The organism is Sphingomonas sp. P4_D12, assembly GCF_056401895.1.
The window spans coordinates 369919-392947 of record NZ_JBFUIL010000003.1 but is presented as its reverse complement, the minus strand read 5'-3'; the positions used below and the strand labels follow the sequence as shown (position 1 = coordinate 392947).

Annotated in this window: 27 protein-coding genes; 13 read left to right on the top strand and 14 right to left on the bottom strand. The window is 65.4% G+C overall.

The window, feature by feature from the left end; genetic code table 11:
- Positions 1–4: 4 nt before the first annotated feature.
- The 3 genes from AC1DSD_RS07850 to AC1DSD_RS07840 all read right to left on the bottom strand — a co-directional run bounded on the left by AC1DSD_RS07850 (position 5) and on the right by AC1DSD_RS07840 (position 3467).
- On the bottom strand, positions 5–1759 hold the full coding sequence (locus tag AC1DSD_RS07850) for an aspartyl protease family protein (RefSeq protein ID WP_478029374.1): 1755 nt from the start codon (positions 1757–1759) through the stop codon (positions 5–7).
- Positions 1760–1926: 167 nt separating this feature from the next.
- A complete protein-coding gene (locus tag AC1DSD_RS07845; RefSeq protein WP_478029373.1) occupies positions 1927–2958 on the bottom strand; it encodes a hypothetical protein in 1032 nt (343 codons plus the stop codon).
- Between the two features lie 68 nt (positions 2959–3026).
- Entirely contained in the window at positions 3027–3467 is a 441-nt protein-coding gene (locus AC1DSD_RS07840) for a nuclear transport factor 2 family protein (protein WP_478029372.1), read from the bottom strand.
- 73 nt (positions 3468–3540) lie between these two features.
- Between AC1DSD_RS07840 and AC1DSD_RS07835 the strand changes: the two genes are divergently transcribed.
- On the top strand, positions 3541–4434 hold the full coding sequence (locus AC1DSD_RS07835; RefSeq protein WP_478029371.1) for a LysR family transcriptional regulator: 894 nt from the start codon (positions 3541–3543) through the stop codon (positions 4432–4434).
- A 155-nt stretch (positions 4435–4589) separates the two neighbouring features.
- On the opposite strand, the gene AC1DSD_RS07830 is transcribed toward AC1DSD_RS07835, so the two are convergent.
- The 10 genes from AC1DSD_RS07830 to AC1DSD_RS07785 all read right to left on the bottom strand — a co-directional run bounded on the left by AC1DSD_RS07830 (position 4590) and on the right by AC1DSD_RS07785 (position 13585).
- Positions 4590–5489 carry an SDR family NAD(P)-dependent oxidoreductase gene (locus AC1DSD_RS07830; RefSeq protein ID WP_478029370.1) on the bottom strand — a complete coding sequence of 300 codons (900 nt, stop codon included), beginning with the start codon at positions 5487–5489 and terminating at the stop codon, positions 4590–4592.
- Positions 5490–5628: 139 nt separating this feature from the next.
- The gene (locus tag AC1DSD_RS07825; protein WP_478029369.1) at positions 5629–5913 is read right to left on the bottom strand and encodes a hypothetical protein; all 285 of its coding nucleotides are present in this window, start codon (positions 5911–5913) and stop codon (positions 5629–5631) included.
- Positions 5914–5981: 68 nt separating this feature from the next.
- Entirely contained in the window at positions 5982–6329 is a 348-nt protein-coding gene (locus AC1DSD_RS07820; RefSeq protein WP_478029368.1) for a hypothetical protein, read from the bottom strand.
- Between the two features lie 88 nt (positions 6330–6417).
- On the bottom strand, positions 6418–7110 hold the full coding sequence (gene phoB, locus AC1DSD_RS07815; RefSeq protein ID WP_066809495.1) for a phosphate regulon transcriptional regulator PhoB: 693 nt from the start codon (positions 7108–7110) through the stop codon (positions 6418–6420).
- Positions 7110–7805 (bottom strand): phosphate signaling complex protein PhoU, encoded by a 696-nt coding sequence (gene phoU / locus AC1DSD_RS07810; RefSeq protein WP_478029367.1) that lies wholly within the window; start codon positions 7803–7805, stop codon positions 7110–7112. The genes phoB and phoU overlap by 1 nt, the downstream gene beginning before the upstream one ends.
- Positions 7806–7818: 13 nt before the next feature.
- Positions 7819–8565 carry a phosphate ABC transporter ATP-binding protein PstB gene (pstB, locus tag AC1DSD_RS07805; protein WP_478029544.1) on the bottom strand — a complete coding sequence of 249 codons (747 nt, stop codon included), beginning with the start codon at positions 8563–8565 and terminating at the stop codon, positions 7819–7821.
- A gap of 29 nt (positions 8566–8594) precedes the next feature.
- Complete coding sequence (gene pstA / locus AC1DSD_RS07800) at positions 8595–9872, bottom strand: phosphate ABC transporter permease PstA (protein WP_478029366.1); 1278 nt, start codon at positions 9870–9872, stop codon at positions 8595–8597.
- The gene (gene pstC, locus AC1DSD_RS07795; protein WP_478029365.1) at positions 9865–11241 is read right to left on the bottom strand and encodes a phosphate ABC transporter permease subunit PstC; all 1377 of its coding nucleotides are present in this window, start codon (positions 11239–11241) and stop codon (positions 9865–9867) included. Before pstC ends, pstA begins: the two co-directional genes overlap by 8 nt.
- 1 nt (position 11242) lies before the next feature.
- Entirely contained in the window at positions 11243–12289 is a 1047-nt protein-coding gene (locus tag AC1DSD_RS07790) for a substrate-binding domain-containing protein (protein ID WP_478029364.1), read from the bottom strand.
- Between the two features lie 45 nt (positions 12290–12334).
- Positions 12335–13585 carry an ATP-binding protein gene (locus AC1DSD_RS07785; RefSeq protein WP_478029363.1) on the bottom strand — a complete coding sequence of 417 codons (1251 nt, stop codon included), beginning with the start codon at positions 13583–13585 and terminating at the stop codon, positions 12335–12337.
- A 114-nt stretch (positions 13586–13699) separates the two neighbouring features.
- On the opposite strand from AC1DSD_RS07785, the gene AC1DSD_RS07780 reads away from it, so the two are divergent.
- From AC1DSD_RS07780 to AC1DSD_RS07755, 6 genes are all read left to right on the top strand, one after another.
- On the top strand, positions 13700–14104 hold the full coding sequence (locus tag AC1DSD_RS07780; protein ID WP_478029362.1) for a hypothetical protein: 405 nt from the start codon (positions 13700–13702) through the stop codon (positions 14102–14104).
- Between the two features lie 17 nt (positions 14105–14121).
- Complete coding sequence (locus tag AC1DSD_RS07775) at positions 14122–14394, top strand: HPr-rel-A system PqqD family peptide chaperone (RefSeq protein ID WP_478029361.1); 273 nt, start codon at positions 14122–14124, stop codon at positions 14392–14394.
- Complete coding sequence (locus AC1DSD_RS07770) at positions 14391–15251, top strand: HprK-related kinase A (RefSeq protein ID WP_478029360.1); 861 nt, start codon at positions 14391–14393, stop codon at positions 15249–15251. Before AC1DSD_RS07775 ends, AC1DSD_RS07770 begins: the two co-directional genes overlap by 4 nt.
- A 130-nt stretch (positions 15252–15381) precedes the next feature.
- Entirely contained in the window at positions 15382–16383 is a 1002-nt protein-coding gene (locus tag AC1DSD_RS07765) for a nucleotidyltransferase domain-containing protein (protein ID WP_478029359.1), read from the top strand.
- 49 nt (positions 16384–16432) lie between these two features.
- On the top strand, positions 16433–17341 hold the full coding sequence (locus AC1DSD_RS07760) for a tetratricopeptide repeat protein (protein WP_478029358.1): 909 nt from the start codon (positions 16433–16435) through the stop codon (positions 17339–17341).
- 53 nt (positions 17342–17394) lie between these two features.
- A complete protein-coding gene (locus tag AC1DSD_RS07755) occupies positions 17395–17793 on the top strand; it encodes a hypothetical protein (RefSeq protein WP_478029357.1) in 399 nt (132 codons plus the stop codon).
- Here AC1DSD_RS07755 and AC1DSD_RS07750 read toward each other — a convergent pair.
- Positions 17786–18460, bottom strand: a complete 675-nt coding sequence (locus AC1DSD_RS07750) for an HAD hydrolase-like protein (protein WP_478029356.1) — start codon at positions 18458–18460, stop codon at positions 17786–17788. The two genes, AC1DSD_RS07755 and AC1DSD_RS07750, sit on opposite strands and share 8 nt — an antisense overlap.
- A 77-nt stretch (positions 18461–18537) precedes the next feature.
- On the opposite strand from AC1DSD_RS07750, the gene glmU reads away from it, so the two are divergent.
- The 6 genes from glmU to AC1DSD_RS07720 are packed head-to-tail and all read left to right on the top strand — an operon-like array spanning position 18538 to position 23016.
- The gene (gene glmU, locus AC1DSD_RS07745) at positions 18538–19890 is read left to right on the top strand and encodes a bifunctional UDP-N-acetylglucosamine diphosphorylase/glucosamine-1-phosphate N-acetyltransferase GlmU (protein WP_478029355.1); all 1353 of its coding nucleotides are present in this window, start codon (positions 18538–18540) and stop codon (positions 19888–19890) included.
- On the top strand, positions 19887–20201 hold the full coding sequence (locus AC1DSD_RS07740; protein WP_478029354.1) for a hypothetical protein: 315 nt from the start codon (positions 19887–19889) through the stop codon (positions 20199–20201). Before glmU ends, AC1DSD_RS07740 begins: the two co-directional genes overlap by 4 nt.
- Before the next feature lie 33 nt (positions 20202–20234).
- On the top strand, positions 20235–20612 hold the full coding sequence (locus AC1DSD_RS07735) for a ribbon-helix-helix protein, CopG family (protein ID WP_478029353.1): 378 nt from the start codon (positions 20235–20237) through the stop codon (positions 20610–20612).
- A complete protein-coding gene (locus AC1DSD_RS07730) occupies positions 20609–20989 on the top strand; it encodes a PIN domain-containing protein (protein WP_478029352.1) in 381 nt (126 codons plus the stop codon). The genes AC1DSD_RS07735 and AC1DSD_RS07730 overlap by 4 nt, the downstream gene beginning before the upstream one ends.
- A 15-nt stretch (positions 20990–21004) precedes the next feature.
- Positions 21005–22828: a glutamine--fructose-6-phosphate transaminase (isomerizing) gene (gene glmS / locus AC1DSD_RS07725; RefSeq protein ID WP_478029351.1), complete on the top strand. Its 1824-nt coding sequence runs from the start codon at positions 21005–21007 to the stop codon at positions 22826–22828.
- Entirely contained in the window at positions 22825–23016 is a 192-nt protein-coding gene (locus AC1DSD_RS07720) for a hypothetical protein (RefSeq protein WP_478029350.1), read from the top strand. The genes glmS and AC1DSD_RS07720 overlap by 4 nt, the downstream gene beginning before the upstream one ends.
- Positions 23017–23029 lie beyond the last annotated feature (13 nt).

Sequence of the window (23029 nt, the reverse complement as noted above, 5' to 3'; positions counted from 1 at the left end):
GCCGCTATCCCTCGAGGCCGTATTTCTTCGCGCGGTCGACTACTTTGGGATCGATGGCGATCGCCGCGGCGCGATCGGCCTTGGCCTGGGCGTCCTGACCGGATTTCGCTTCGACCAGCCCACGCATATAGAGCGACCAGGCGCTGCGCGGGTTGATCGTCAGCGCGGCGTTATAATCCGCCAGCGCTTGTTTCCATTCGCCGCGCCGCACCCGGATCAGCGCGCGGCTGTCGAGGATCGAGGCCTCGCGGGGCAGCGCGCGAAGCGCGGCGTTGCAATCATCCATCGCCTTGTCGAGCTCGCGATTGAGCAGGCCACGCACCCAGCAGCGGCCATTGAGCGCGATTCCCCGGCTGCTGTCTTCAGGGTGGCTCTTGAGCCACGAGTCGAAACTGGGCAGCGCGGCGTCGGGCGCGCCGAGGCGATCGTATAACGACGCCACGGTCAGGCGCTTGTCGGACGAGGGGGCGAGGGCGCTATCGGCCGCTTTCACATCCTCCAGCGCGCCGGCCTCGTTGCCACCGCGCAGCCGGAATTGTGCGCGCTGCAGCCTGGCATCGGCATAATCGGGAGACAGGCTGATCGTGCGGTCGAGATCGGCGAGCGAGCCGGCGCGGTCGCCATTGGCGAAGCGGGCCTCGGCGCGCTGATAGAAATAGCGGCTCTCCTTGGGGCTAAGTGCGATCGCCTTGTCGAAATCGGCCAGCGCTTCGGTCAGCTTGTGATTGGAAGCATAGGTCGCGCCGCGCCGCGAATATTCCTCCGCCGTCGTCGGGTCGGCGGCCTTGTCGGTAAGGTCGAGCGGCTTGCCGTCGACCGACCGCGCGCCTTTGGGCGACAGGCCGAACACCGGGCCGCCTTCATAGGTGACGAACATCCTGTGGGTCGCGTTCGACACGAACATCCGGTGGGTCAGGAAGAAGTCGACCCCGATCAGCATGTCCGCATTGCCGAGATCGAGTTGCGATATGCGAATCCTGGGCTTGTTGATCGCCTCGCCGCCGATATCGATCTTGTCGAACGTGGCGAGCCAGGTCGGCACCTTGCGCGTGCCAAGTCCGCCGCCATTGCCGACGAATTCCACGCCCGGCGTGTCCGGCGTGACGCCCAGTCGCTTGGCAGTCGCCAACGACAGGAGCGAGCTCTGTGCTCCGGAATCGAACAGGGCTTTGATCTTGACGCCGTTGAGCATGACGGTGGCGATCGTGTGGGGGCGGAACATACCGTCCGGATTTCCCTCGAGATCCAGCATCGTATACGGCTTATCACCGGCCCAATAGGCGAGACCCGTGCGACCGCAGCCATTGGTCTTCATCAGCCGCACCGCGCCGTGCGGCAGATCATATTCGACATCGGCGAGGCCGAGGATGTTCTGCCCGATCAGGCCGGTCGATCCCATATCGCTGCCGCCCACGACGAATTCGACTTTCGGAAGCTTGATCCCAGCCAGCGAGAAAGTGTCGGTTTCCGCGATGCCTGCCGACGTGTCCCCGCCAATTCCTCTCAGCCTGAACCAGGGTGGTGCCGCCGACACTTTCAGCCCGAATTCGGCAGCACTTGCTCGCGAGATGGTGCTGTAGAACGCGCCGCTGTCGAGGATGAAGCGCGCGGTCTTGTCACCGAAGCGGGCATCGACGATCGGCGAGCGCCCCGTCATCGTGATCGGGAATTCGGCGATCTTTGCCGCTTGGCACTTGCTGGCGGGCGGGATTGGGGCGGCCAGCGCGCCCAACAATGCAATCAGACTCGTCGCGCCCATCAGAACCCCCCAGCACGTTGCGTGCAAGCTATGCCAAATTTCCAATTCGCTTAGCAAGATAGGGGCCCGCGGATCGATCGATATGCCGGACAAGAAAAAGCCCGGCGGCCGGGTGGGCCGCCGGGTAGGTTCGCGCCTGATGACAAGGGGCGCGCAAGCGTTGAGCGTCAGGCCGCGACGGGCATCTGCACCGGCGGCAGGCGGTTGCCGAGATTGCCCAACGTGCCGATCACCGCACGCCGCATCGGGTGCCAGAAGGCGGAGAGCGTGAGCAGCGCCGATCCGATCACGAACGCGGTAAAGGCCATCGACAGTTCGACCGCACCCGCCTGCTGGAACAGCATCGACAGGGCGTAGAGAACATAGGCCAGGCTCGATACCAGCAGGGCGCGGCGATCGATCGCTAGCGCGATGAAGGCGAATACAAGGTATAGCGCCATCACGATCAGCGCCTGGGCAACCCCGATCTGGCCCTGGAACACGCCGAGCATGTGGAACACCGAATGCGCGATCATCGGCGCGGCGGCGAGGTGCAACCAGAAGGCGACGTCGCTGCGCCGCGTCGTGCGGGTCAGGTCCGATCCGTCCCACCACATCGCCAGCGCGAAAGTGCCGATGCCGCCGACCAGCACCAGCGGGAAAATGCCATCCTCGTTGACATGCGTTACCGCGACATACAGCGCGACCAGGGCAGCGACTCCGCTTGCCGCGCCCACGGCAACGGTAATCGGCACCATGAACCGCTTCCAGTGCAGCCAGGTCGCACCACCGGTCACCAACGCGATACCGGTCGCGATGAGCGCGTTCGTCTGATCGCTCCAGTCGGGATTAATGTCGACCAGCGTGCCGACCATCGTCGCCGCGACGCCGCCGGCGAACGCCAGCAGCAGAATGATGCTGGGAAGCGCCATGCGCCGGACGCGGGTGAAATATTCGGCCAACGCCCAGGCCGCGATGGCGACCCCAAGCCCGCCCAAGCCTGTCTTTACCCAACCGCCGAGCCAGCCGATCGACGTCAGCAACAGCGCGATGGCGATGGCGACGAATATATCGTTGAACCCGGTCAACAACCGGAAGCTTTCCTCGTCGACCGCGGGCGACGCGCGCATTGCGGCGGTATGCTGGCGGAAAGCGTCAGCGGTCGATTGCGGGATCACACCCGCCGCCACCGCGCCCTCCAGATCGCTTTCACTATACATGGCACTCCTCCTCTGAGGAGATCATGTACCATAGGTGATTTAGTGTAGCAATACACCAAAGGGGCGGTTCAATGCGGTCCGCTGGCCCGGTACGCGGCCAACACAATATCGTAATTGCCGAGCACGCGCTCCTCGAGGTCGGTGTCGCAATATTCGACCACTTCGGCGATCTTGCCGTCGCGGAAGTGGAAGATGAAGCAATAATGGTTGTCGTACCGCTCGCCGGATTTGAGCATCACGTCGCCGCGCACTTCCGCAACCACCATCTCGCCTTCGGCCACCAGATTGATCGCATGTGCGATATAGTCGGTCGCGAACAAGCCGAAGAGGGGGCGCAGCAAGTCGCGATGGATCGCCTCCTGGCCATCGAACCGTCGCGACCAGCTGCAATGACCGGGAAAACGCCAGACATAATCCGGATGGACCGATGCCGCGAAGACGCTACGGTCGCCCTGCGCCATGGCGGCATAGATGCGTTCGATCACCTGCTTGTTCCGCTCGGCGCTCATGACTTTCTCCTTATCCCGCAACGTCATGGGCTTGGGTTGACTATCCTGAAAATGAATAGTTCTGATATTACGCATGTCGGAATTGGATATCGGTCGCTACGACCTGAACTTGTTGCGTGCCCTGTTGGCGATGATTGAAAGCGGCAGCGTTACCCGGGCTGCGCAGATAATATCGGTGTCGCAGCCGGCGATGAGCCGCATCCTCGCCCGGCTGCGCGAGGATTTCGGCGACCCGTTATTGGTGCGCAGCGGCGCGGGGATGAAGCGCACACCGCGCGCGGAAGCGCTTGCCGATCCGGTGCGTGCGTTGCTCAAGCAAGCGGCCGCGTTGTACGAGGGCGAGGAGTTCGACCCCGCAGGGGCGCAGCGTGTGTTCCGGGCGGCGATTCCCGACGTCGTCGCCGCGACGGTGCTCGCGCCGTTGATCGAGGCAATGGCGCGCGAGGCGCCCGGCTGCCGGATCGACCTTATTCCCTGGCCGCGGCCGAACGACCCGGTGATCGCCACGCTCGATTTCGCGATCAGTACCGATACCGTATTGTTCGCTGGGCTGCGCATGGCGCCATTGTTCGACGACCATGATCTGCTCGCGGTCCATGTCGGCCAGCCGGCAACCTGGCGGCAGGTGCTCGAAATGCTTGATGCGCCGCATGTCGCGGTGGTCGGCGCGGGGGCGACGAGCGACCCGGTCGACGACTGGCTGGCGGCGCAGGGCCTGCACCGCCGCATCGCCGCGGTCGTACCGCATTATCTGCAGGCGCTGATGGCGGTCGCGCGGACCGATCTCGTCGCCATCCTCCCGTCGCGACTGATTGCCGCTTACGGGCCGAAGCTCGACGTGCGCGCGGTCGAGCTGCCGATCGAGCAGAGCATCGACCGGCATTTCCTGTTCCATCCGGTCGAACGCGACGCCGATGCGGCGTCGGTGTGGCTACGCGACCTGATCCAGCGAACAGTGGGGGATTGAGGAGGAAAATCCTCCCCGTTCATGGGGAGGGGGACCAAGGCGCGCAGCGGCTTGGTGGAGGGGGCGGGCCTCAAGCGATGTAGGTGCGGAGAACCCCCTCCACCACCGCCTTCGGCGGCGGTCCCCCTCCCCGTACCGGGGAGGATTTTAGTGCCTCAGCCCCCGGTCAGTTTCTTCATGATCGACATCGACTGTTCGTTGCCCGATTGCGGGGTCAGTTCGCCGGTGCGGTCGGTGATCTCGGCCCAGTGCGCCGCGACGCCTTCGGGCGACAGCTCGTCGCCGGTCAGCAGCTTGCCCTGGGTCAGCGTGACATAGGCCGCCTGGAAGACGCCGGCGCCGGCGCCGACGATCGCATTGGTCGGCGCGTCCTCGCTGACCAGATACAAAGCGGCCGGTGCGACCTTCTCCGGCGCGAACGCCTTGAACGCCTCGGCCGGGAACAGGTCCTCGGTCATCCGCGTGCCGGCGGTCGGGGCGATCGTATTGACCTTGATGTTGTACTTCGCGCCTTCGAGGTAGAGCGTCTTGGTCAGCCCGGCGAGGCCGAGTTTGGCGGCGCCGTAATTGGCCTGACCGAAATTGCCGAACAGCCCGGTCGACGACGCCGTCATCAGGATGCGGCCATAGGCCTGCTCGCGCATCGTCTCCCATACCGCCTTGGTGCAATTGGCCGATCCGTTGAGATGGACGTCGACGACGAACTTGAAATCGGCCGGCTCCATCTTGGCGAAGCTCTTGTCGCGCAGCACGCCAGCATTGTTGATCAGGATGTGGACACCGCCCCAGGCTTCCTTCGCCTTGGCGACCATCTCGATCATCTGCTCGTACTCGGTGACGCTGCCGCCGTTCGACATCGCGGCGCCACCCGCCGCCTTGATCTCCTCGACGACCTTGAGCGCGGCGTCCGAATGACCGGTGCCGTCGCGCGCGCCGCCCAGGTCGTTGACGACGACCTTCGCGCCGCGTGCCGCCAGCGCGAGCGCATATTCGCGACCCAGGCCACCGCCTGCGCCGGTCACGATGGCTACCTTGTCATCGAAACGGATGGTCATTCAATCGCTCCCTAATGTTTCGCACGCTTCCTAGGGTTTTTGCTGCGCTGCGCAATAGTCCGTACCCAAAATACGAAAAACCCGGCGCGGGCGTGCCGACCCGCGCCGGGAGAGGGAGCTTACGACCCGTTTCTTATACTTATTTGGGATCGCGCCGCTGGACGCACTTGTCGAACTGACCGCGCTTGCAGGGCGGGTAGCTTGCCAGTGGTGCGGGCGGCGGAAACGCCACGTCGGGCGGCGGCGCCGGCTGAAACACAATTGTCGCGCCCGGCGGGGGCGGGGGCGGGGGCGCCGGCGGCGGGGCATAGCCCTCCGGGGGATCGCCCGCGCTTTGCGCGGGGGGCGGCTGGGTCGACGCCGGATTCTCCTGCGCCAACGCAGGCATCGTCACAGCGATGGCGGCCAAAAGGATCAATCTCATCCCGACCTCCTCAGGTACGGCGGAGCCGGGCGTCGACCGGCTCCGCTTCATTCAGGCGATCAGAGCGCTCATTTTCCCGGCGGGCGGGGCGTGGTGTGCAGGCGCGCGCCGTTTGGCGCCGAATGCTCCTTGCAATGATCGACGACGGTCTTGGTGCACCACGGCACGTCAGCACCGGTAGCGGGGGCAGCAGCGTCAGGCAGCGGCTGCACGACAGGCGTCGGCGGTCCCATAGTCATGGTTGCAGCGCCAGCGGGCGGCCCCGGCGGTGCGGGCATCGGCGCTGGCGGCGGTGGAGTTGGGTCGACAGGAGCCGGCGCGGTCTGGGGATCGGGGGCAGGTGGTGGCGCGGGCGTATTCTGCGCAATGGCGGGCATCGCGATCATGGCGGCCGCCGCAACGAGTATCAACTTCATGCGACTCTCCTGGTTCTGCACGATCTCAGCGTGACAGGGGCCAAACGCGCCACACCCGAATTTGCTCCCTCGTTTCGGATGCGATTCTTTACGCCCCCGAATCGAGGGCATAGCCCGCCGATCGCACCGTCCGGATGACGTCGGGTCTGTCGCCGCGATTGATCGCTTTGCGCAGGCGCCGGATGTGGACGTCGACCGTGCGGCTCTCGATGTCGCTGTCATGCCCCCATACCGCGTCGAGCAGGCGCTCACGGCTGAACACCCAGCCCGGATGTTCGAGGAAGTGCTTGAGCAGGCGGAATTCGGTCGGGCCGAGCGGCACGACTTCGCCGCTGCGGCGCACTTTATGCCCCACCGTATCCATCTCGATATCGCCATAAGTCAGTTGCTCGCCGGCCAGCGCCGGGCGCACGCGGCGCAGCACCGCGCCGACCCGCGCGACCAGTTCGCGGGGGGAAAAAGGCTTGGTGACGTAATCGTCGGCGCCAGTCTCGAGCCCGCGGACGCGATCCTCTTCCTCACCGCGCGCGGTCAGCATGATGATCGGGATGTTCGCGGTTTCGGGCATGCGGCGGAGACGCCGGCACACCTCAATTCCCGATAATCCCTCGACCATCCAGTCGAGCAGGACGATGTCGGGAGTCGCTTCCTTGGCGAGCAGCAACGCCTCTTCGCCGTCGGGCGTGTGCGCGACCTCGAAATCCTCGCGTTTGAAATGATAGACCAGCAATTCCGCCAGCGCGGCGTCGTCTTCAACCAACAACATCTTGGCGCGTGCCATCACATTTCCCCTGATTTGCCGCGCTCACGCTCGGTCATTTGCGTGCCGGTGGCGGCGAAATAAATCATCTCGGCGACGTTCGTAGCGTGGTCGCCGATCCTCTCCAGATTCTTGGCGACGAACAGCAGGTGGGCGACCTGACCGATCGTCGCGGGATTTTCGACCATATAGGTCACCAGCATGCGGAAGATGCTGTCGTAGAAATCGTCGAGCGCCTGGTCGCGCATGCAGACATCCACCGCGGCCCGCGCGTCTCGCGCGGCGAAAGCGTCGAGCGCGTCGTGCACCATTTCGGCGGCCATCTTGCCCATCGCCGGGATGACCGAAATCGGCTCGATACGATGCTCGCTCTCGATCATCGGCACCCGCTTGGCGATATTCTTGGCGTAATCGCCGATCCGCTCGATCACGCCGGCGATCTTCAAGGCGGCGACGACTTCGCGCAGGTCGTTGGCCATCGGTGCGCGCAGCGCGATGATGCGGACAGCCAGCGTTTCCACTTCGGCCTCGATCACGTCTATCTGCTTGTCGGCGAGGCGGACTTGCTGCGCCAGGTCGAGATCGACCCGCTGCAACGCATTCATCGCGTCGTGGATCGCGCGCTCGGCCAGACCGCCCATCTGGCTGATCAGGCCACGCAGTTGACCGATCTCGTCGTCGAAAACCTTGACCGTATGTTCCTGGCCGGTTGCCATTCGCTCAAACTCCTCAGCCATAACGGCCGGTGATGTAATCGCGCGTCCGCTCTTCGCGCGGGTTGGTGAAGATATCCGACGTCTGACCGTATTCGACCAGCTGGCCGAGGTGAAAGAAGGCGGTGCGCTGCGACACGCGCGCGGCTTGCTGCATGTTGTGGGTGACGACGACGATCGCGTAGCGGCCCTTCAATTCGTGGATAAGTTCCTCGATCTTGGCGGTGGCGATCGGGTCGAGCGCCGAGCACGGCTCGTCCATCAGGATCACTTCGGGATCGACCGCGATCGCGCGCGCGATGCACAAACGCTGCTGCTGGCCGCCCGACAGAGCGGTGCCGCTATCCGACAGCCGATCCTTTACCTCGCCCCACAGGCCGGCGCGCGCCAGCGAGCGTTCGACGATGCGATCCATGTCGGCCTTGGACGACGCCAGGCCATGGATGCGCGGACCATAGGCGACATTCTCGTAGATCGACTTGGGGAAGGGGTTGGGCTTCTGGAACACCATGCCGACGCGTGCGCGCAACTGAACCACGTCCATTTCGCGCGCATAGACGTCTTCTCCGTCGAGCCGGATATCGCCTTCGACCCGCGCCGAGGCGATCGTGTCGTTCATCCGGTTGAGCGTGCGCAGGAAAGTCGATTTGCCGCAGCCCGACGGGCCGATGAACGCGGTCACCTTGTCCTGGTCGATATCGATCGACACATCGCTGATCGCTTGCGCCGCGCCGTACCAGACGCTGACGTTGTGCGCGGTCATCTTGTGATCAGAGGGAGTCTTGTTGTCGGTCACCAGCGGGTCTCGAAACGGTTACGAAGGTAGATGGCGACGCCGTTCATCGCCAGTAGGAACACGAGCAGGACGATGATCGCTGCCGAAGTCTTTTCAATGAAGCCGCGACTGACTTCGTCCGACCAGAGGAAGATCTGGACCGGCAGCACGGTCGACGGATCGGTCAACTTGCCCGGCGGGGTCGCGATGAACGCGCGCATGCCGATCATCAGCAGCGGCGCGGTTTCGCCGAGCGCGCGCGCCATGCCGATGATCGTACCGGTCAAGATGCCCGGCAACGCGAGCGGCAGGACGTGGTGGAAGACGACCTGGACCGGGCTGGCGCCGAGCGCGAGCGCGGCGTCGCGGATCGACGGCGGCACCGCCTTGATCGCGTTGCGGCTGGCGATGACGATCACCGGCATCGTCATCAACGCGAGCGTCAGCCCCCCGACCAAGGCCGCGGAGCGCGGCAGCTGGAAGGTGTTGAGGAACACCGCGAGGCCGAGCAGGCCGAAGATGATCGACGGCACCGCGGCGAGGTTGTTGATCGATACCTCGATCAAATCGGTCCAGCGGTTCCGCGGCGCATATTCTTCGAGATAGAGCGCGGAGAGCACGCCGATCGGGAAGGCGAGCACCAAGGTCACCAGCATCGTCAACAGCGATCCCTTGAGCGCGCCCCAGATGCCGACCGCGGTGGGATCGGTCGAATCCGATCCCGACAGGAAGCCCCAATTGAACCCGGTGCGCAATTGTCCGGCGTCGCTCAGCACCTGCGCGCGCTTCTCGGCCAGCGGCGTGCCATCTGCCTTGGCCGCGGTGTCGATGTCGCTGGCGGCGGGCAACCACAATCTAGCCCGGCCGACCGCCAGTCGAGGATCGGCCTTGAGCGCCCGGCGGACGATCGTGTCGGCGCCGTCTGAAAACAACGCCGGCCCCTCGGTGCCATATTGCGCGGCTGCGGCCCGATCGACGACCGCGTCGAGCTCCGCGCCGGCGAGCGCGAGATCGGCACCCGGCCCCTTGATCCGATCCGGCGTCAGGCCGAGTCCGGCGGCCGGAAAATCGATCGTCAGCGCGACCTCTGTCGTCACGAAGCCGCGCGCGCCGTTGGCCACCATCGTCACGAGCAGGAACAGCAGGAAACTCACCGACAGCACGATCGCCGCCAGCCCGAACAGCCGGAAGCGGCGCTCGGCGGCATAGCGGCGACGGACGCGCCGCTCCATCTGCGGATTCTTCCAGTCGGTCGGCACGCGTTCGACCGCTGCGGGATCGAGCGGCCTATTCATAGGCTTCCCGATACCGTTTCACGACGGTGAGCGCGATGATGTTGAGCAGCAAGGTGATGACGAAGAGGGTCATCCCCAACGCGAACGCGGCCAACGTCTTGGGGCTGTCGAAGCTCGCTTCGCCGGTCAGCAGGTCGACGATCTGCTTGGTGACCGTGGTCGCCGAATTGAATGGGTTGAGACTGATCGTCGCGGCGCCCGAGGCGGCCATCACGACGATCATCGTCTCGCCGATCGCGCGGCTGATCGCGAGCAGGACGCCGCCGACCACGCCGGGCAGAGCGGCTGGCAGCAGGACGCGACTGATCGTCTCGCTCGGCGTCGCGCCCATCGCCAGGCTGCCGTCGCGCATCGCCGCCGGCACCGCGGCGATCGCGTCATCGGCCATCGAGGAGACGAACGGGATGATCATCACGCCCATCACGAGCCCCGCGGCCAGCGCGCTTTCCGATGTGGCGCCGGGAATTCCGATCGCGACCCCCAATTGGCGCAGTGCCGGCCCGACGATCAGCGCGGCGAAATAGCCATAGACCACGGTCGGCACGCCCGCGAGGATCTCCAGCGTCGGCTTCATCCACCTGCGCAGGCGAGGCGAGGCATATTGCGTCAGATAGATCGCGCTCATCAGGCCGAACGGGATCGCCACCAGCATCGCGATGACCGCGCCGATGAAGAAGGTTCCCCAGAATAGCGGCACCGCGCCCAGGCTCGCGCCAGGATTCCTGGGATCGACGACCTGCGGACTCCAATGCGTACCGAACAGGAAATCGGTGATGGGCACCGTGCCGAAGAAGCGTGCGCTCTCTACCAATAGAGAGGCGACGATGCCGATCGTCGTCAGGATCGCGATGAGCGAGGCGGCGAGCAGGCCGGCCATCACGATCCGCTCGATCCTGGTCCGTGCGTTGAAGCCGGGGCGGATGCGCAGGAAAGCGAAGGCCCCGCCGGCAAGGCCGAGCAGCAAAGCGGTCGCTCCGCCGATCCAGCCATAGCGGGCCTGCTCCACGGCATAAGCCGGTGCGAGCTGGGTCGCGAGCGGATTGAGCGGGGTGCGATGGCGATCATTGGCGATCGCGCGCGCCTCCGACAGGATCGCCGCGCGCTCGAAACCGGGCGGCGGAAGCTGCGCCGCCGCCGGCGTCTTGAGCACGGCGTCCGTCGCCAGGCCTGGCGCGCACGCTCCCCAGACGGCGAGGAACAGCAATGGCGGCAGCACGGTCCACATCGCGGCGAACGAACCATGATGCCGCGGCAGCGACGAGAAACGCTGCCCCGACGCCTTGCGGAATGCGATCGCGCGGACGCGCCCCGACAGCCAGGCGATCAGCCCGAGTCCGGCGACGAGGAAAAGGAGCGCGAGCGTCGGCAATTCAGCTCAACGTCTTCGGGTCGAGCAGGGTCTGGCGCTGCACGATCGCCGCCGAGCGCGCACGCACTTCGGCGGGTGCCGAGATCAGCCCGCGGCGAACCAGCGGTCCGTTGGGCGCCCAGGCCTGTGTATAGGCATTGAGGAATGCCTTCAGGTTGGGGATGGCGCTGAGATGCGCCTTCTTGACGTAGAGGAACAGCGGGCGTGATCCGGGATAGCGGCCGCTCGCGATCGTCTCATAGGTCGGTTCGATGCCGTTGAGCGGCACGCCGTTCAGCCGATCCTTATTCTCTTCCAGATACGAATAGCCGAAAATGCCGATCGCGTTGGGATTGGCCTGGAGCTTCTGGACGATCAGATTGTCGTTCTCGCCCGCGTCGATATAGGGGCCGTCGTCACGCACCCGGGTGCAGGTCTTGGCGAAATCGTCCGGGCGCGTTTCGCGGATCGCCGCCATGTCCGGCATCATTTGTGCGCAGCCGCGCGCCAGGATCAGCTCGGCGACGGCATCGCGCGTGCCGCTGGTCGAGGGCGGGCCATAGACCTGGATGGCGATCGCCGGCAGCGCCGGATTGACGTCGTGCCAGGTCTTGGCGCGATTGGGCTGGCCGCCGGGTTCGGCCGCCAGCGCCTTGTAGAGGTCGAGCGGAGTCAGTTGCAGCTTGGGGCCTTCATTGGCCTCTGCGAAGGCGACGCCGTCCAGCCCGATCTGGATTTCCAGCAAGTCGCTCGCGCCGTTCGCCGCGCAGGTCCGGTATTCGCTCGCCTTGATCCGCCGGCTGGCGTCGGCAATGTCGGGATATTGGCCGCCCAATCCCTTGCAGAACAGGTTCAGCCCTCCGCCGGTGCCGGTCGACTCGATCACCGGCGCCGGCACGCCGGGATTGGCCGCGACGAATTGTTCGGCGACCAGGGTGGTGAAAGGATAGACGGTAGACGATCCGACGACGCTGATCCGGTCGCGCCCGGCGCCTGCCAGCGCCGCTTGGTCCTGACACGCCGCTAGAAACAGGGATGTCGCGCCGAGCAGCGCGATCGTGCGAATCATGATGGGCCTTCCCGCCGGGGCGACTCGCCCCTTACCGGCGCGCTATCACGCCGGTTTCGGGCCCTCTGTGACAGTCGCGTTACCCTTTGATGACAACGCAGCCGGTAACAGGATCGTGACGACCGTTCCGCGCCCCACCTGGCTGGCAATATCGAGGCGGCCACGGTGGCGTTCGACGATGTGCTTGACGATAGCGAGACCCAGACCCGTTCCGCCAAGCGCACGGCTGCGCCCCGAATCGACGCGATAGAATCGCTCGGTCAACCGCGGAATATGTTCAGGTGGAATGCCGTCGCCTTCGTCGCCGACCGACAAGCGGACCATGTTGCTGGCATCGCGCGACAGCTTGACCGTCACCGGCGTTCCGGTGCGGCCGTATTTCATCGCGTTGCCGATAAGGTTGTGCAGCGCCTGGCTCAGCTGGATGCGGTCGCCGCCGACCGCGGGCACGTCGGCAGCGATATCGGTGACGATCTCCGCCGCGCGTCCATCCGCGCTGTCCATCATTTCCGAATGAACTTCCGAAACAAGGTCGGCGAGATCGACCGAGGCATCGGGCAGGCGGTATTTCTCGGCCTCGATCCGGCTGAGCGAGATGAGGTCCTCGACCAGCCGCTGCATCCGCCGGGCTTCGTCGGCCATGACCTTGAGAAAGCGATCGCGCATCGCCGGGTCTTCGCCGGCGCCATCGGCCAGCGTCTCGGCGAAACCCAGGATCGACGCGAGCGGGGTGCGCAATTCGTGGCTGGCATTGGCGACGAAATCGACTCGCATCCGCTCGGCGGCATAGCTGCGCGTCTGGTCGATCAGATGCGCGACGCGGCGCCCGTCGGGCAGATCGGTGACGCGCAATTCCCAACGTTGGTCGAGCGTGCCCAGGCCGACCAGATTGATCGCCTCGGACGATCCCTCACCGACTGGTGCGGTCAGTCGCTCGGCGGCGGCCGGGTGGCGGATCGCGAGTCGCACGTCCTGGCCGGTAATGTGGTTGCCGAGCACGTCGCGCGCTGCACCATTGGCTTCCTCGACCCGGCCACCGGCGATCACGAGCACGGGCTCGACGATCGCCTCGAGCACCGAGCCCAATCGTGCCGGAGCGGGTGTGATACCGATGTCGGGTTCGGCTGATGCCGCCGGGCTGGGATCGACGCCCAGTGTCACGAGCGCGGCGATGATCGCCCCGACCAACGTCACCAGCGCGCTCGCCACGTCGCCCGACAAGACGAACACGCCGATCGCCGCCACCAGAGCGGCGAGCATGCCGAGCATGAAGCGAGGGCCGAAGCGGGTCGTCATTGCCCGGTGGTTCCTAGGGCGTGCGCCGGTCAGCGGCAATGCCCGCGCCCTCCGCGCGCGGTAACCATTTCATCGGCTTGCCAGTCGCGTGCTAATGTGAAAGGCGTCTCAACCATGGACGAGAACACGACCGATCGTCAGGCGAACGAACCGCAGCCGACGCGCCGCCGCGCGCTGATGCTCGGCGCCGCGACCGCGTCGGTGGTTATCTCGATCCGCCCCGCGCTCGCGCAGACCAGCGCCTCGGTACTGACCTGCGAGATTCCGGTCCCCGATCCCGGCCGCGCCGGCATGTATGTCTCGGCCGACGGATCGCTTGTCCCCAACGGCACCAAGGACGCGTTTCCCGGCGCGACCAAGCCGTTCAAGGCGGAGGACGTCCGCACCGCGCTCAACGGCGGTACCTTGCCGGGCACCACCTACGAACAGAGCCGAGCCTATACCGCCTATATCCGCCGCCTGCAGCATGGCACCGCCGGCTTCACCTGCTTCGCCTCGCTGCAAATGCCCCGCGGCTGAGCCGCCGGACGCGGGAGATGGCGACCCTTTATCGCGCCGCATCGCCCGACAGCCTGATCGTCGTGCCGGTCGATCTGCTGACCGCCATTTATCATCGCGCCTCGGGCCAGACGCATCTGATGGCCTCGCCCGCGCCCGAAATCCTCGAGGCACTGGCTGAAGCACCGCTCGACGCCGCGGCGTTGCTGGCGAAACTTCGTGCAGATTATGACCTGGTTGATGCCGATCCGGCGGCACTGACCGCGCGGCTCGACGAACTGGTCGAAACGGGACTCGTCGAGCGGCGATGAGACACGCTTTCTCGGTTGCGATCGGCCCGATCGGATTCCGCGTCGGGTCGGATTGGCGCGGGCCGGTCGCGGCGCTCGAACAGCTCTACGCGAGCTACCCCAAGCCGCAGGACGGCATCGCCGATTTCACCGTGCGATTGTTCGCCGATCGGCCGTGGCGGCGCTTCTATCGGCCCAAGGTGATGATCGGTGGCGACTTCGTCCTGCCCGAAGCCGCGCCGCTCAGTCTCGAGCACGGGCTGCTCGCGGCGGAAATGGCGATGAACCTGCAGATGGCGCTCGGCCAGCGGCGCTATCTGCTGCTCCACGCCTCGGCGGTCGAGAGCGACGGCAAGGCGCTGGTGATGACCGGCCTGTCGGGGGCGGGCAAATCGACGCTCGCGGCCTTGCTGATGACGCGCGGCTGGCGGCTGATGGGCGACGAATTCGCGTTGCTCGATCCGGCGACGGGTCTGATCCATGCCTTTCCGCGCCTGATCAGCCTGAAGAATGAGGCGATTGCGCTGATGCGGGAGGCAGCTCCCGAGGGCTTGTTCGGCCCGTTGCTCGCCGACACGCCGAAGGGAGCGATCCGGCATCTGGTCCCCGATGCGCGATCGGTCGGCGCGATGCTGCAGCCCGCCCGGCCGGCGCTGATCTTGTTCCCCACCTTCGGCCATGACGCCGCAGCACGCGAGGTCGCGCCGAGCGAAGTGTTCGTCCGCCTGACCCAGGCATCGACCAATTACGTCGCGCTCGCCGAGCGCGGCTTCTCTGCGTTGACCCGATTGGTCGCCGAGACTCCGGCGCGCGCGATCGACTATCCGGATACCGAAAGCGCGATCGCTCAGGTCGAGGCGTTATGGGCGTCGCTTTGACCGCGCCAAATTACGCTTCCCCGGCGAAGGCCGGGGCCCAGCCGCCGCTCTCTCCGTTGGAGAGCGCAAACCGAGCCAACGCACTTCGTCGATACTGGGCCCCGGCCTTCGCCGGGGAAGCGTGTTAGGGATGGCGGAGGGTATGTTGCTCGCGCGTGCGCTCGCCGATCCCGCTTCGGTCGCGACGCTCGATGGCGCGGGCTGGCAAGCCTTGCTGACCATGGCGCGCGCCGAATTGCTGAGCGCGACGCTGGCGCATCGGCTCGACGGGATCGCCAAGCCGGCGGCGGCGCAGCGCTTCCTCGACGATGCCAAAGCGTCGTGCGCGCAGGGGCGGCTCGTCGCTTTGTGGGAAGTCGAGATGGCGCGGCGGGCGCTCGGTGATCTTGGCGTGCCGGTCGTCCTGCTCAAGGGCAGCGCGTTCATCGCCGCCGGGCTGGCGGCGGGGCAAGGGCGGTTTGTCGGCGATCTCGACATCCTGGTGCCGCGCGCGGATCTGGATCGCGTCGAAGCGGCGTTGCTCGGTGCGGGGTGGGAATGGGTCAAGCCCGACCCTTATGACGACGCTTATTATCGCCGCTGGATGCACGAACTGCCGCCGCTGATCCATCGCGAGCGCGACCGCATGATCGACGTCCACCACACGATCCTGCCGCTGACCGCGCGCCCGACGCCCGATGCAGATGCACTGATCGCCGACAGCATCGCGTTGCCGAACGGGCTGCGCATGCTCAACTCCGATGACATGATCTGCCACGCCGCCGCGCATCTGTTCGCCGATGGCGACCTGTCGGGCGGGATGCGCAATCTGTGGGACATTCACTGCCTGGTCGACGACTTCGGCATCACCGGTCTGGCCGAGCGTGCGCGGCGACACGGTTTGACGTCGGCGGTGCGTCGTGCGCTCCGGCTGTCTCATGCGCTGTACGACACGCAATTGCCGGACGGCTGGGCGCGCTCGGGAAGCGACGACGAGCTTTATCTGCGCAGGCTGACGGCGCGTGACGGTTGGGGGCGGCAGACCCGTCCGGTCACCCGGCTCGGCTTCTATGCGCGCTCGCACTGGCTGCGCATGCCGCCGCTGATGCTGGCGCGGCACCTCTGGACCAAATGGCGCAAAGAGGCGGGCTGACGACCACCGGATCGCGATGATATGAAGCGGCGATTCGGGGGAGATCATCATGACCAGAATGTGGATCGCGCTGGCGCTCGCCGGCCTGTGCGTAGGCAGCAGCGCAGCTTGGGCCGAAAGCGCGCAGATGCGCGGCAAGTTTCCGGCTAATGTCCGCGAGGCGGATTTGCTCGAAAACGTCGTGGTCGATCGCTTCAACGGCCGCGATGCGCGCCAGTTCGAGGCGGCGCTGGAACAGGCGATCGGCGTCCCCGCCGGCCGGCCCGACGGCGTGCTTTCTGGCGGCGTCACCACCGGGGTCGAGGAAAGCAAGTATCAGGGCAATGAGGAACGCTGCGTCGAATGGAAGGACGGCAAGCAGGACGGAAAGTGCACCAAGCGGGCCAAGGTCGACCTCCCATGCTTCCGTCGCGTCATCAACCTGACGGTCAGTGTCCGCTTGCTCCGCGTCGCCGACACCATGCCGGTCTGGTCGGACAACAAGCCGTCGCGGGACGAAACGACCTGGTGCCAGGGCAAGGCGCCATGGCGCACCACCGAGGAAGCGGTATCGGCGATGATCACCGACCTGGCGCAGAAAATCCGCCTCGACGTGCGGCCGCGCGTGGAAACCTACAAGGTCCGCTTTCGCGAGGACCGCGACGGCATGCCCAAGGATATCGGCAACGAGTTCAAGGGGATCGTGAAGCTGTCCAACAGGGATGTGACCTCGGCGTGCCGGCAATGGGCGGAGCTAAACGGCCGCCTGCCCAATCATCCGTCGGTGCTCTACAATCTCGGCGTGTGCGCGGAAGCGGCGGGCAGTTATGCCGACGCCCAGAGCTTCTATCGCTCGGCGCAGGCCGCCTTGCCGAAACGGTCGAGCGAGATGGCGGAGTCGGCGGATCGCATCGCTCGCCTGATGATCGCGCGTGCCGATGACGAAGAGCGCGCGCGGCGGCCAGGCAATCCGCGCTAGCCGCGCCGCCTGCGCTGCGGCAGACTGATCGCGATAGGGACAGGAGGGCGACGATGCGTTTCGCGATAGTGCTGGCCGCCGCGGCGGCGCTGGCGGGCTGTTCGATGGGGCAGGACATGTCCGCCACCGATTCCGCGGTGGCCGATTTCCACGCCAAGCTGAACAACGGTCAGTTCGCGGCGATCGCCGCCGCGGCCGGACCGGAAATCAAGAATGGCGGCGTCGACTTTCCTGTCTTTATCGAAAAGATCCACGCCAAGCTCGGCACTTTCCGGTCGACCGCGCGGCAGGGGTTCAACGACAATATCAACAATGGCGATCACACGTTCACGGCGAGCTATGCCAGCGTCTATTCGAGCGGACCCGCGAGCGAGAATTTCGTCTATCGGTTGAACAGCGGGAAGCCGGTGCTGATCGGCTATCACGTCGAATCGGCGGCTTTGCTCAAATAGCTGGCTGGGTCTCAGCCATGCGCGCGAGCGTCTGAAGCAAGTCGCGATACTCAGTGAAAACGGCGTTAGCGCCTGGAATGCCGCCGCCGTCAGGAGCGAACAACGCAACCGGGACACCGGCGGCGCGCGCCGCGTCCACGTCATAGATCGAGTCCCCGACAAAGGCTGCGGGCCCAGAGCTGTTGCATCTGTGCAGCATGAGGTCGATCGGCGCGCGGTCGGGCTTCATCGCCGTGAGACCCGGCGTATCGCCGCCGATGATGCAGGTGAAGCGATCGGTAAAGCCCAGCGCATCGAGCAGTGCGAAGGAGAAGTGTTCGCGCTTGTTGGTCACCACGGCCAAGGTGATCCCCAGCTTTCGCAGCGCATCCAGTGCCTCGACCACGCCCGGAAATGGGCGCGTATGGTCGACGATATGCGCGGTATAAAAGGCAAGCATTCCGGGAAGCAGGTCGTCGAGTTGCTCGTCTCCGCCCGTCGCGATCAGCGCCCGCTGCAGCATCACGCCAGACCCACCCCCGATCATCGGCCGCACCTGGTCGATTGCCAGCGGCGCCCGCCCGATCTCGGCCAGTGCATGGTTCACTGCCGCTGCCAGGTCGGCGACACTGTCGACCAGCGTGCCATCGAGGTCGAAGCCGACCAGGCCAAAGGGGAAATCGTTCATCCCGACGCCGCCTGCCAGCAACGCTATGGAAAAGGCAATATGTTCGTGGCAGGGCGCGGGCCACGGAGACCCCTGTCATGACCAATCCAATCGCCGCGATCATCCTTGCCGCCGGCATGGGCACGCGGATGAAATCCGACTTGCACAAGGTGCTTCACCCGATCGCGGGGCGGCCGATGCTGCTTCACCTGATCGACAATGTGCAAGTGCTCGATCCTGAACGGATCGTCGTCGTGGCGGGCGCGCGTCGCGAACAGGTCGAGGCGGCGGTGACCCCGCTCGGGGTCGAGGTCGCGATCCAGGCCGAGCAACTCGGTACTGGCCACGCCGTGCGCCAGGCCGAGGCGGCGCTCTCCGGCTTCGACGGAGACGTGCTGATCCTGTACGGTGACGTGCCCCTGGTCTCCACCGCCACGATGGCGCGGATGACCGAGCGGCTCCACGGCGAGGGTGACCTGAGCGTCGTCGTGCTCGGCTTCCGTCCCGCCGATGCCGCCGCTTATGGCCGCGTCATTGCAGACGCCGATGGCCGCATCGCGAAGATCGTCGAATATAAGGACGCCTCGCCCGACGAGCGCGCGGTGACCCTGTGCAATTCGGGCCTGATGGCGGTGCGCTCGACCGATCTGTTCCGGCTGCTCGCGCAGGTTACCAACGACAATGCCGCGGGAGAATATTATCTTACCGACCTTGCCGAGCTGGCGGTCCGGGATGGTCGCGGCGCGGTAGTGGTCGAGACCGATGCCGAGGAAGTCGCCGGGGTAAACAGCCGGGCCGAACTCGCCGCGGTCGATGCCAGCTGGCAGGCCAGGCGCCGCGTCCAGGCAATGGCCGACGGTGCGACCCTAGTCGATCCCGCGACCGTCTGGTTCAGCTTCGACACGCAAATCGGCCGCGACGTGCTGATCGAGCCCAATGTCTTTTTCGGCCCCGGCGTCGCGGTTGCGGACGGTGCGACCATCCGCGGCTTCAGCCATATCGAGGGCGCGACGATCGGCAGCGGCGCCGAGGTCGGCCCCTATGCCCGGTTACGCCCCGGCGCGGTGCTGGGCGAGAAATCCAAGGTCGGCAATTTCGTCGAGGTGAAGAAGGCTGTGCTCGGCAAGGGCGCCAAGGCCAACCATCTGACCTACCTCGGCGACGCCGAAATCGGTGCGGGCGCGAACATCGGCGCGGGCACGATCACCTGCAATTACGATGGCTTCTTCAAGTACAAGACGGTGATCGGGGAGGGCGCGTTCATCGGCTCCAACTCGGCGCTGGTCGCGCCGGTGACGATCGGCGCGGGCGCGATAGTCGGCGCGGGGTCGACGGTGACGAAGGATGTCGAGGCCGATGCGTTGCGCCTCGTTCGCCCCGACCAGCAGACCAAGCCGGGCTGGGCGAAGCGGTTCCGCGAGATGATGGCGGCGAAGAAGGCTGCGAAATGAGCGATCGCTACATCGGCAAGCCGTTCCTCCGATTTCTCGATTGCTATGTATTGCACGCGATTGGCGAGCTCGATCAGGGAGTCGCCGAAACGTTAACCGCCATGGAGCCAAAGCTTCGCCAGACCCTTGGCTTCGAAGGGAGCTGGGACGAAATCGTTGCGCAGCAAATGGAGTTCCCATCGGCGCTCCCTGGCCGGATCCGCGAGATTTGGGAAAAGGGTCGTGAGCCGTTCGTTCAAGCCTATGGAACGCAGCCAGATCCGGCCGAATTTTCTCGGCAATTCGTTGATACTAACTTTCCGACCAGTTGACATGATATCATGATATGATATCTAGATATCGTTATGACGCGTATCCTCGCCGACCTGCCTGATGAAGACCTGAAATGGCTCGACCAGCGCGCGGCCGAGTTGGGGAGATCGCGCGCGTCGGTGCTGCGTGAAGCGGTCGCAACCTACAAAGCGCACTCGCAGCCTACGAACGGTACTGAGTGGATCGAGCGCGGGTTCGGCGCGTGGAGGGACCGGGACGATATCGGCGACGCGGTCGAGTGGCAGCGGCGCGAACGCGCCGCGTCGACTCGCCCTTGGGACGACGATTACGAAGAGGTCAGGGCGGAATTCCCCGATTTGTTCGATGCCGAGGACGATCGTCAGCGCCAGATCCATCTCGATATGCTCGCGGGGCGCTATCCCGATCCCAAGAAGCCGCTCATCAAGTGAGCGGTTACTCATTCGACGCCAATATCGTGACCGACGCGCTCGTCGGCTATGATCCGGCGCGCGCCGAAATTCGCCGGGCAATCGGTCTGGGCACGCGCGTCTGGATCAGCCGGATGGTATGGGTAGAAGTGCTGTCGAAAGGGTCGGGCGCGATGCTGCGCGATGTCGAGGCGTTCCTTTCCGGGTTCGGGGTCGACGAAATCGACGCCGAGATAGCATCGCGTGCCGCCGCCTTGCGCCGCGAGCGTCCGCGCCTCAAATCACCCGACGCTATCATTCTCGCCAGCGCAATGGTGCGCGGGCGTGTCCTCGTCACTCGCAATACCAAGGATTTCCCGGCCAATATGCCTGGTATCCGTGTTCCCTATGTTTTGTAAGAAGGCGCCCTAACCATGTGCGGAATCATCGGAATTGTTGGCAAGGAACAGGTTGCGGGTCGGCTGGTCGAAGGACTGCGGCGGATGGAATATCGCGGCTATGATTCGGCCGGCGTCTGCACCGTCCAGGACGGCCAACTGATCCGCCGCCGCGCCGAGGGCAAGCTCAAGAATCTCGAGGCGGTGCTCGCCGCCGATCCGGCGCCCGGCACGACCGGCATCGCGCATACCCGCTGGGCGACACATGGGGCACCGACCACGTCGAACGCCCACCCGCACGCGACGAAGGAAGTCGCGCTCGTCCACAACGGCATCATCGAGAATTTCAAGCCGCTGCGCGAAGCGCTCCAGGCGCGCGGCCGCGTGTTCGAGAGCGAGACCGATACCGAAGTCGTCGCGCATCTAGTCAGCGAGCAGGTCGAGGCGGGCAAATCGCCGCAGGAGGCGGTCCAGCAGGTTCTGCCGCAATTGCGTGGTGCCTTCGCGCTGGCGATCGCCTTCCGCGAGCATCCCGAGATGCTGATCGGTGCGCGGCTCGGCTCGCCGCTGGTGGTCGGCTATGGCGAGGGCGAAACCTATCTCGGCTCGGACGCGCTGGCGCTGGCCGGGCTGACCCAGCGTATCGCCTATCTCGATGAGGGCGACTGGGTCGTCATCACCCGCGAGGGCGCGCAAATCTTCGACGCCGAGAACAATCCGGTCGAACGCGAGATCACCATTTCGGGCGCGACCGGCGCGATGATCGAGAAGGGCAATTACCGTCACTTCATGCTCAAGGAGATCCACGAGCAGCCGATCGTCGTCGCGCAGACCTTGCGCTCGTACATCCGCGGCGTCGAGCAGACCGTCGCGCTGCCGCAGATGGATTTCGACCTGTCAACGGTGAAGCGCATCACCATCGTCGCCTGCGGCACCAGCTTCTATGCCGGGCTCGTCGCCAAATATTGGTTCGAGAGCTTCGCGCGTGTGCCTGTCGATATCGATGTCGCGAGCGAGTTCCGCTACCGCGATCCGGTGTTCGAGGATGGCGGCTTGGCGTTATTCATCAGTCAGTCGGGCGAGACCGCCGACACGCTTGCGGCGCTCCGCCATGCCAAGAAAGCCGCGCAGAAGATCGCCGTCGTCGTCAACGTGCCGACCAGCACGATGGCACGTGAAGCCGATCTGTTGTTGCCGACGCATGCCGGGCCGGAGATCGGCGTCGCCTCGACCAAGGCATTCTCTTGCCAGCTCGCGGTACTCGCCGCGCTCGCCGCGCATCTGGCGGTGGTCAAGGGCAAGATGAGCCGCGAGGAAGAGGTCCAGGTTGTCCGCCACCTGATCGAGGCGCCTGCCGCACTCAACGCCGCGCTCGCTTATGACGATGCGATCGCGGCCATGGCGCATTTGATCGCGCCCGCGCGCGACGTGCTCTATCTCGGCCGCGGCCCTGATTACCCGCTGGCGTTGGAAGGCGCGCTGAAGCTAAAGGAAATCAGCTACATCCATGCCGAAGGTTATGCCGCGGGTGAGATGAAGCACGGGCCGATCGCCTTGATCGACGAAAATGTGCCGATCATCGTCATCGCGCCGTCCGGGCCGCTGTTCGAGAAAACCGTCAGTAACATGCAGGAAAGCCAGGCGCGCGGCGGCAAGATCGTGCTGATCTCCGACGCCGAGGGCCTGGCCGAAGCGGGCGATGGCTGCCTGGCGACGATCGAGATGCCGAAAGTCCACCCGCTGATCGCGCCCTTGGTGTATGCGGTGCCGGTGCAGTTGCTGGCCTATCATGTGGCCGTGGTGAAGGGGACCGATGTGGATCAGCCGCGCAACCTCGCGAAGTCTGTCACGGTCGAGTGATCTGGGTCGTCGCCGCCGGCGGTGTCATCACGGGCGTTGGCCTGATTGCTCTGGTCATTGCGATCGTCGTCAAGATGCCGCCACCCAAGGGCGGCATAGCTAGCGGCGGCGATCACGACAATTGGTATTCCGGAGGCGACGGGGGCGCTGGCGATTATGGTGGCGGACATCATGGCAGCGGCCACTAAGCGTTTCGGGCGA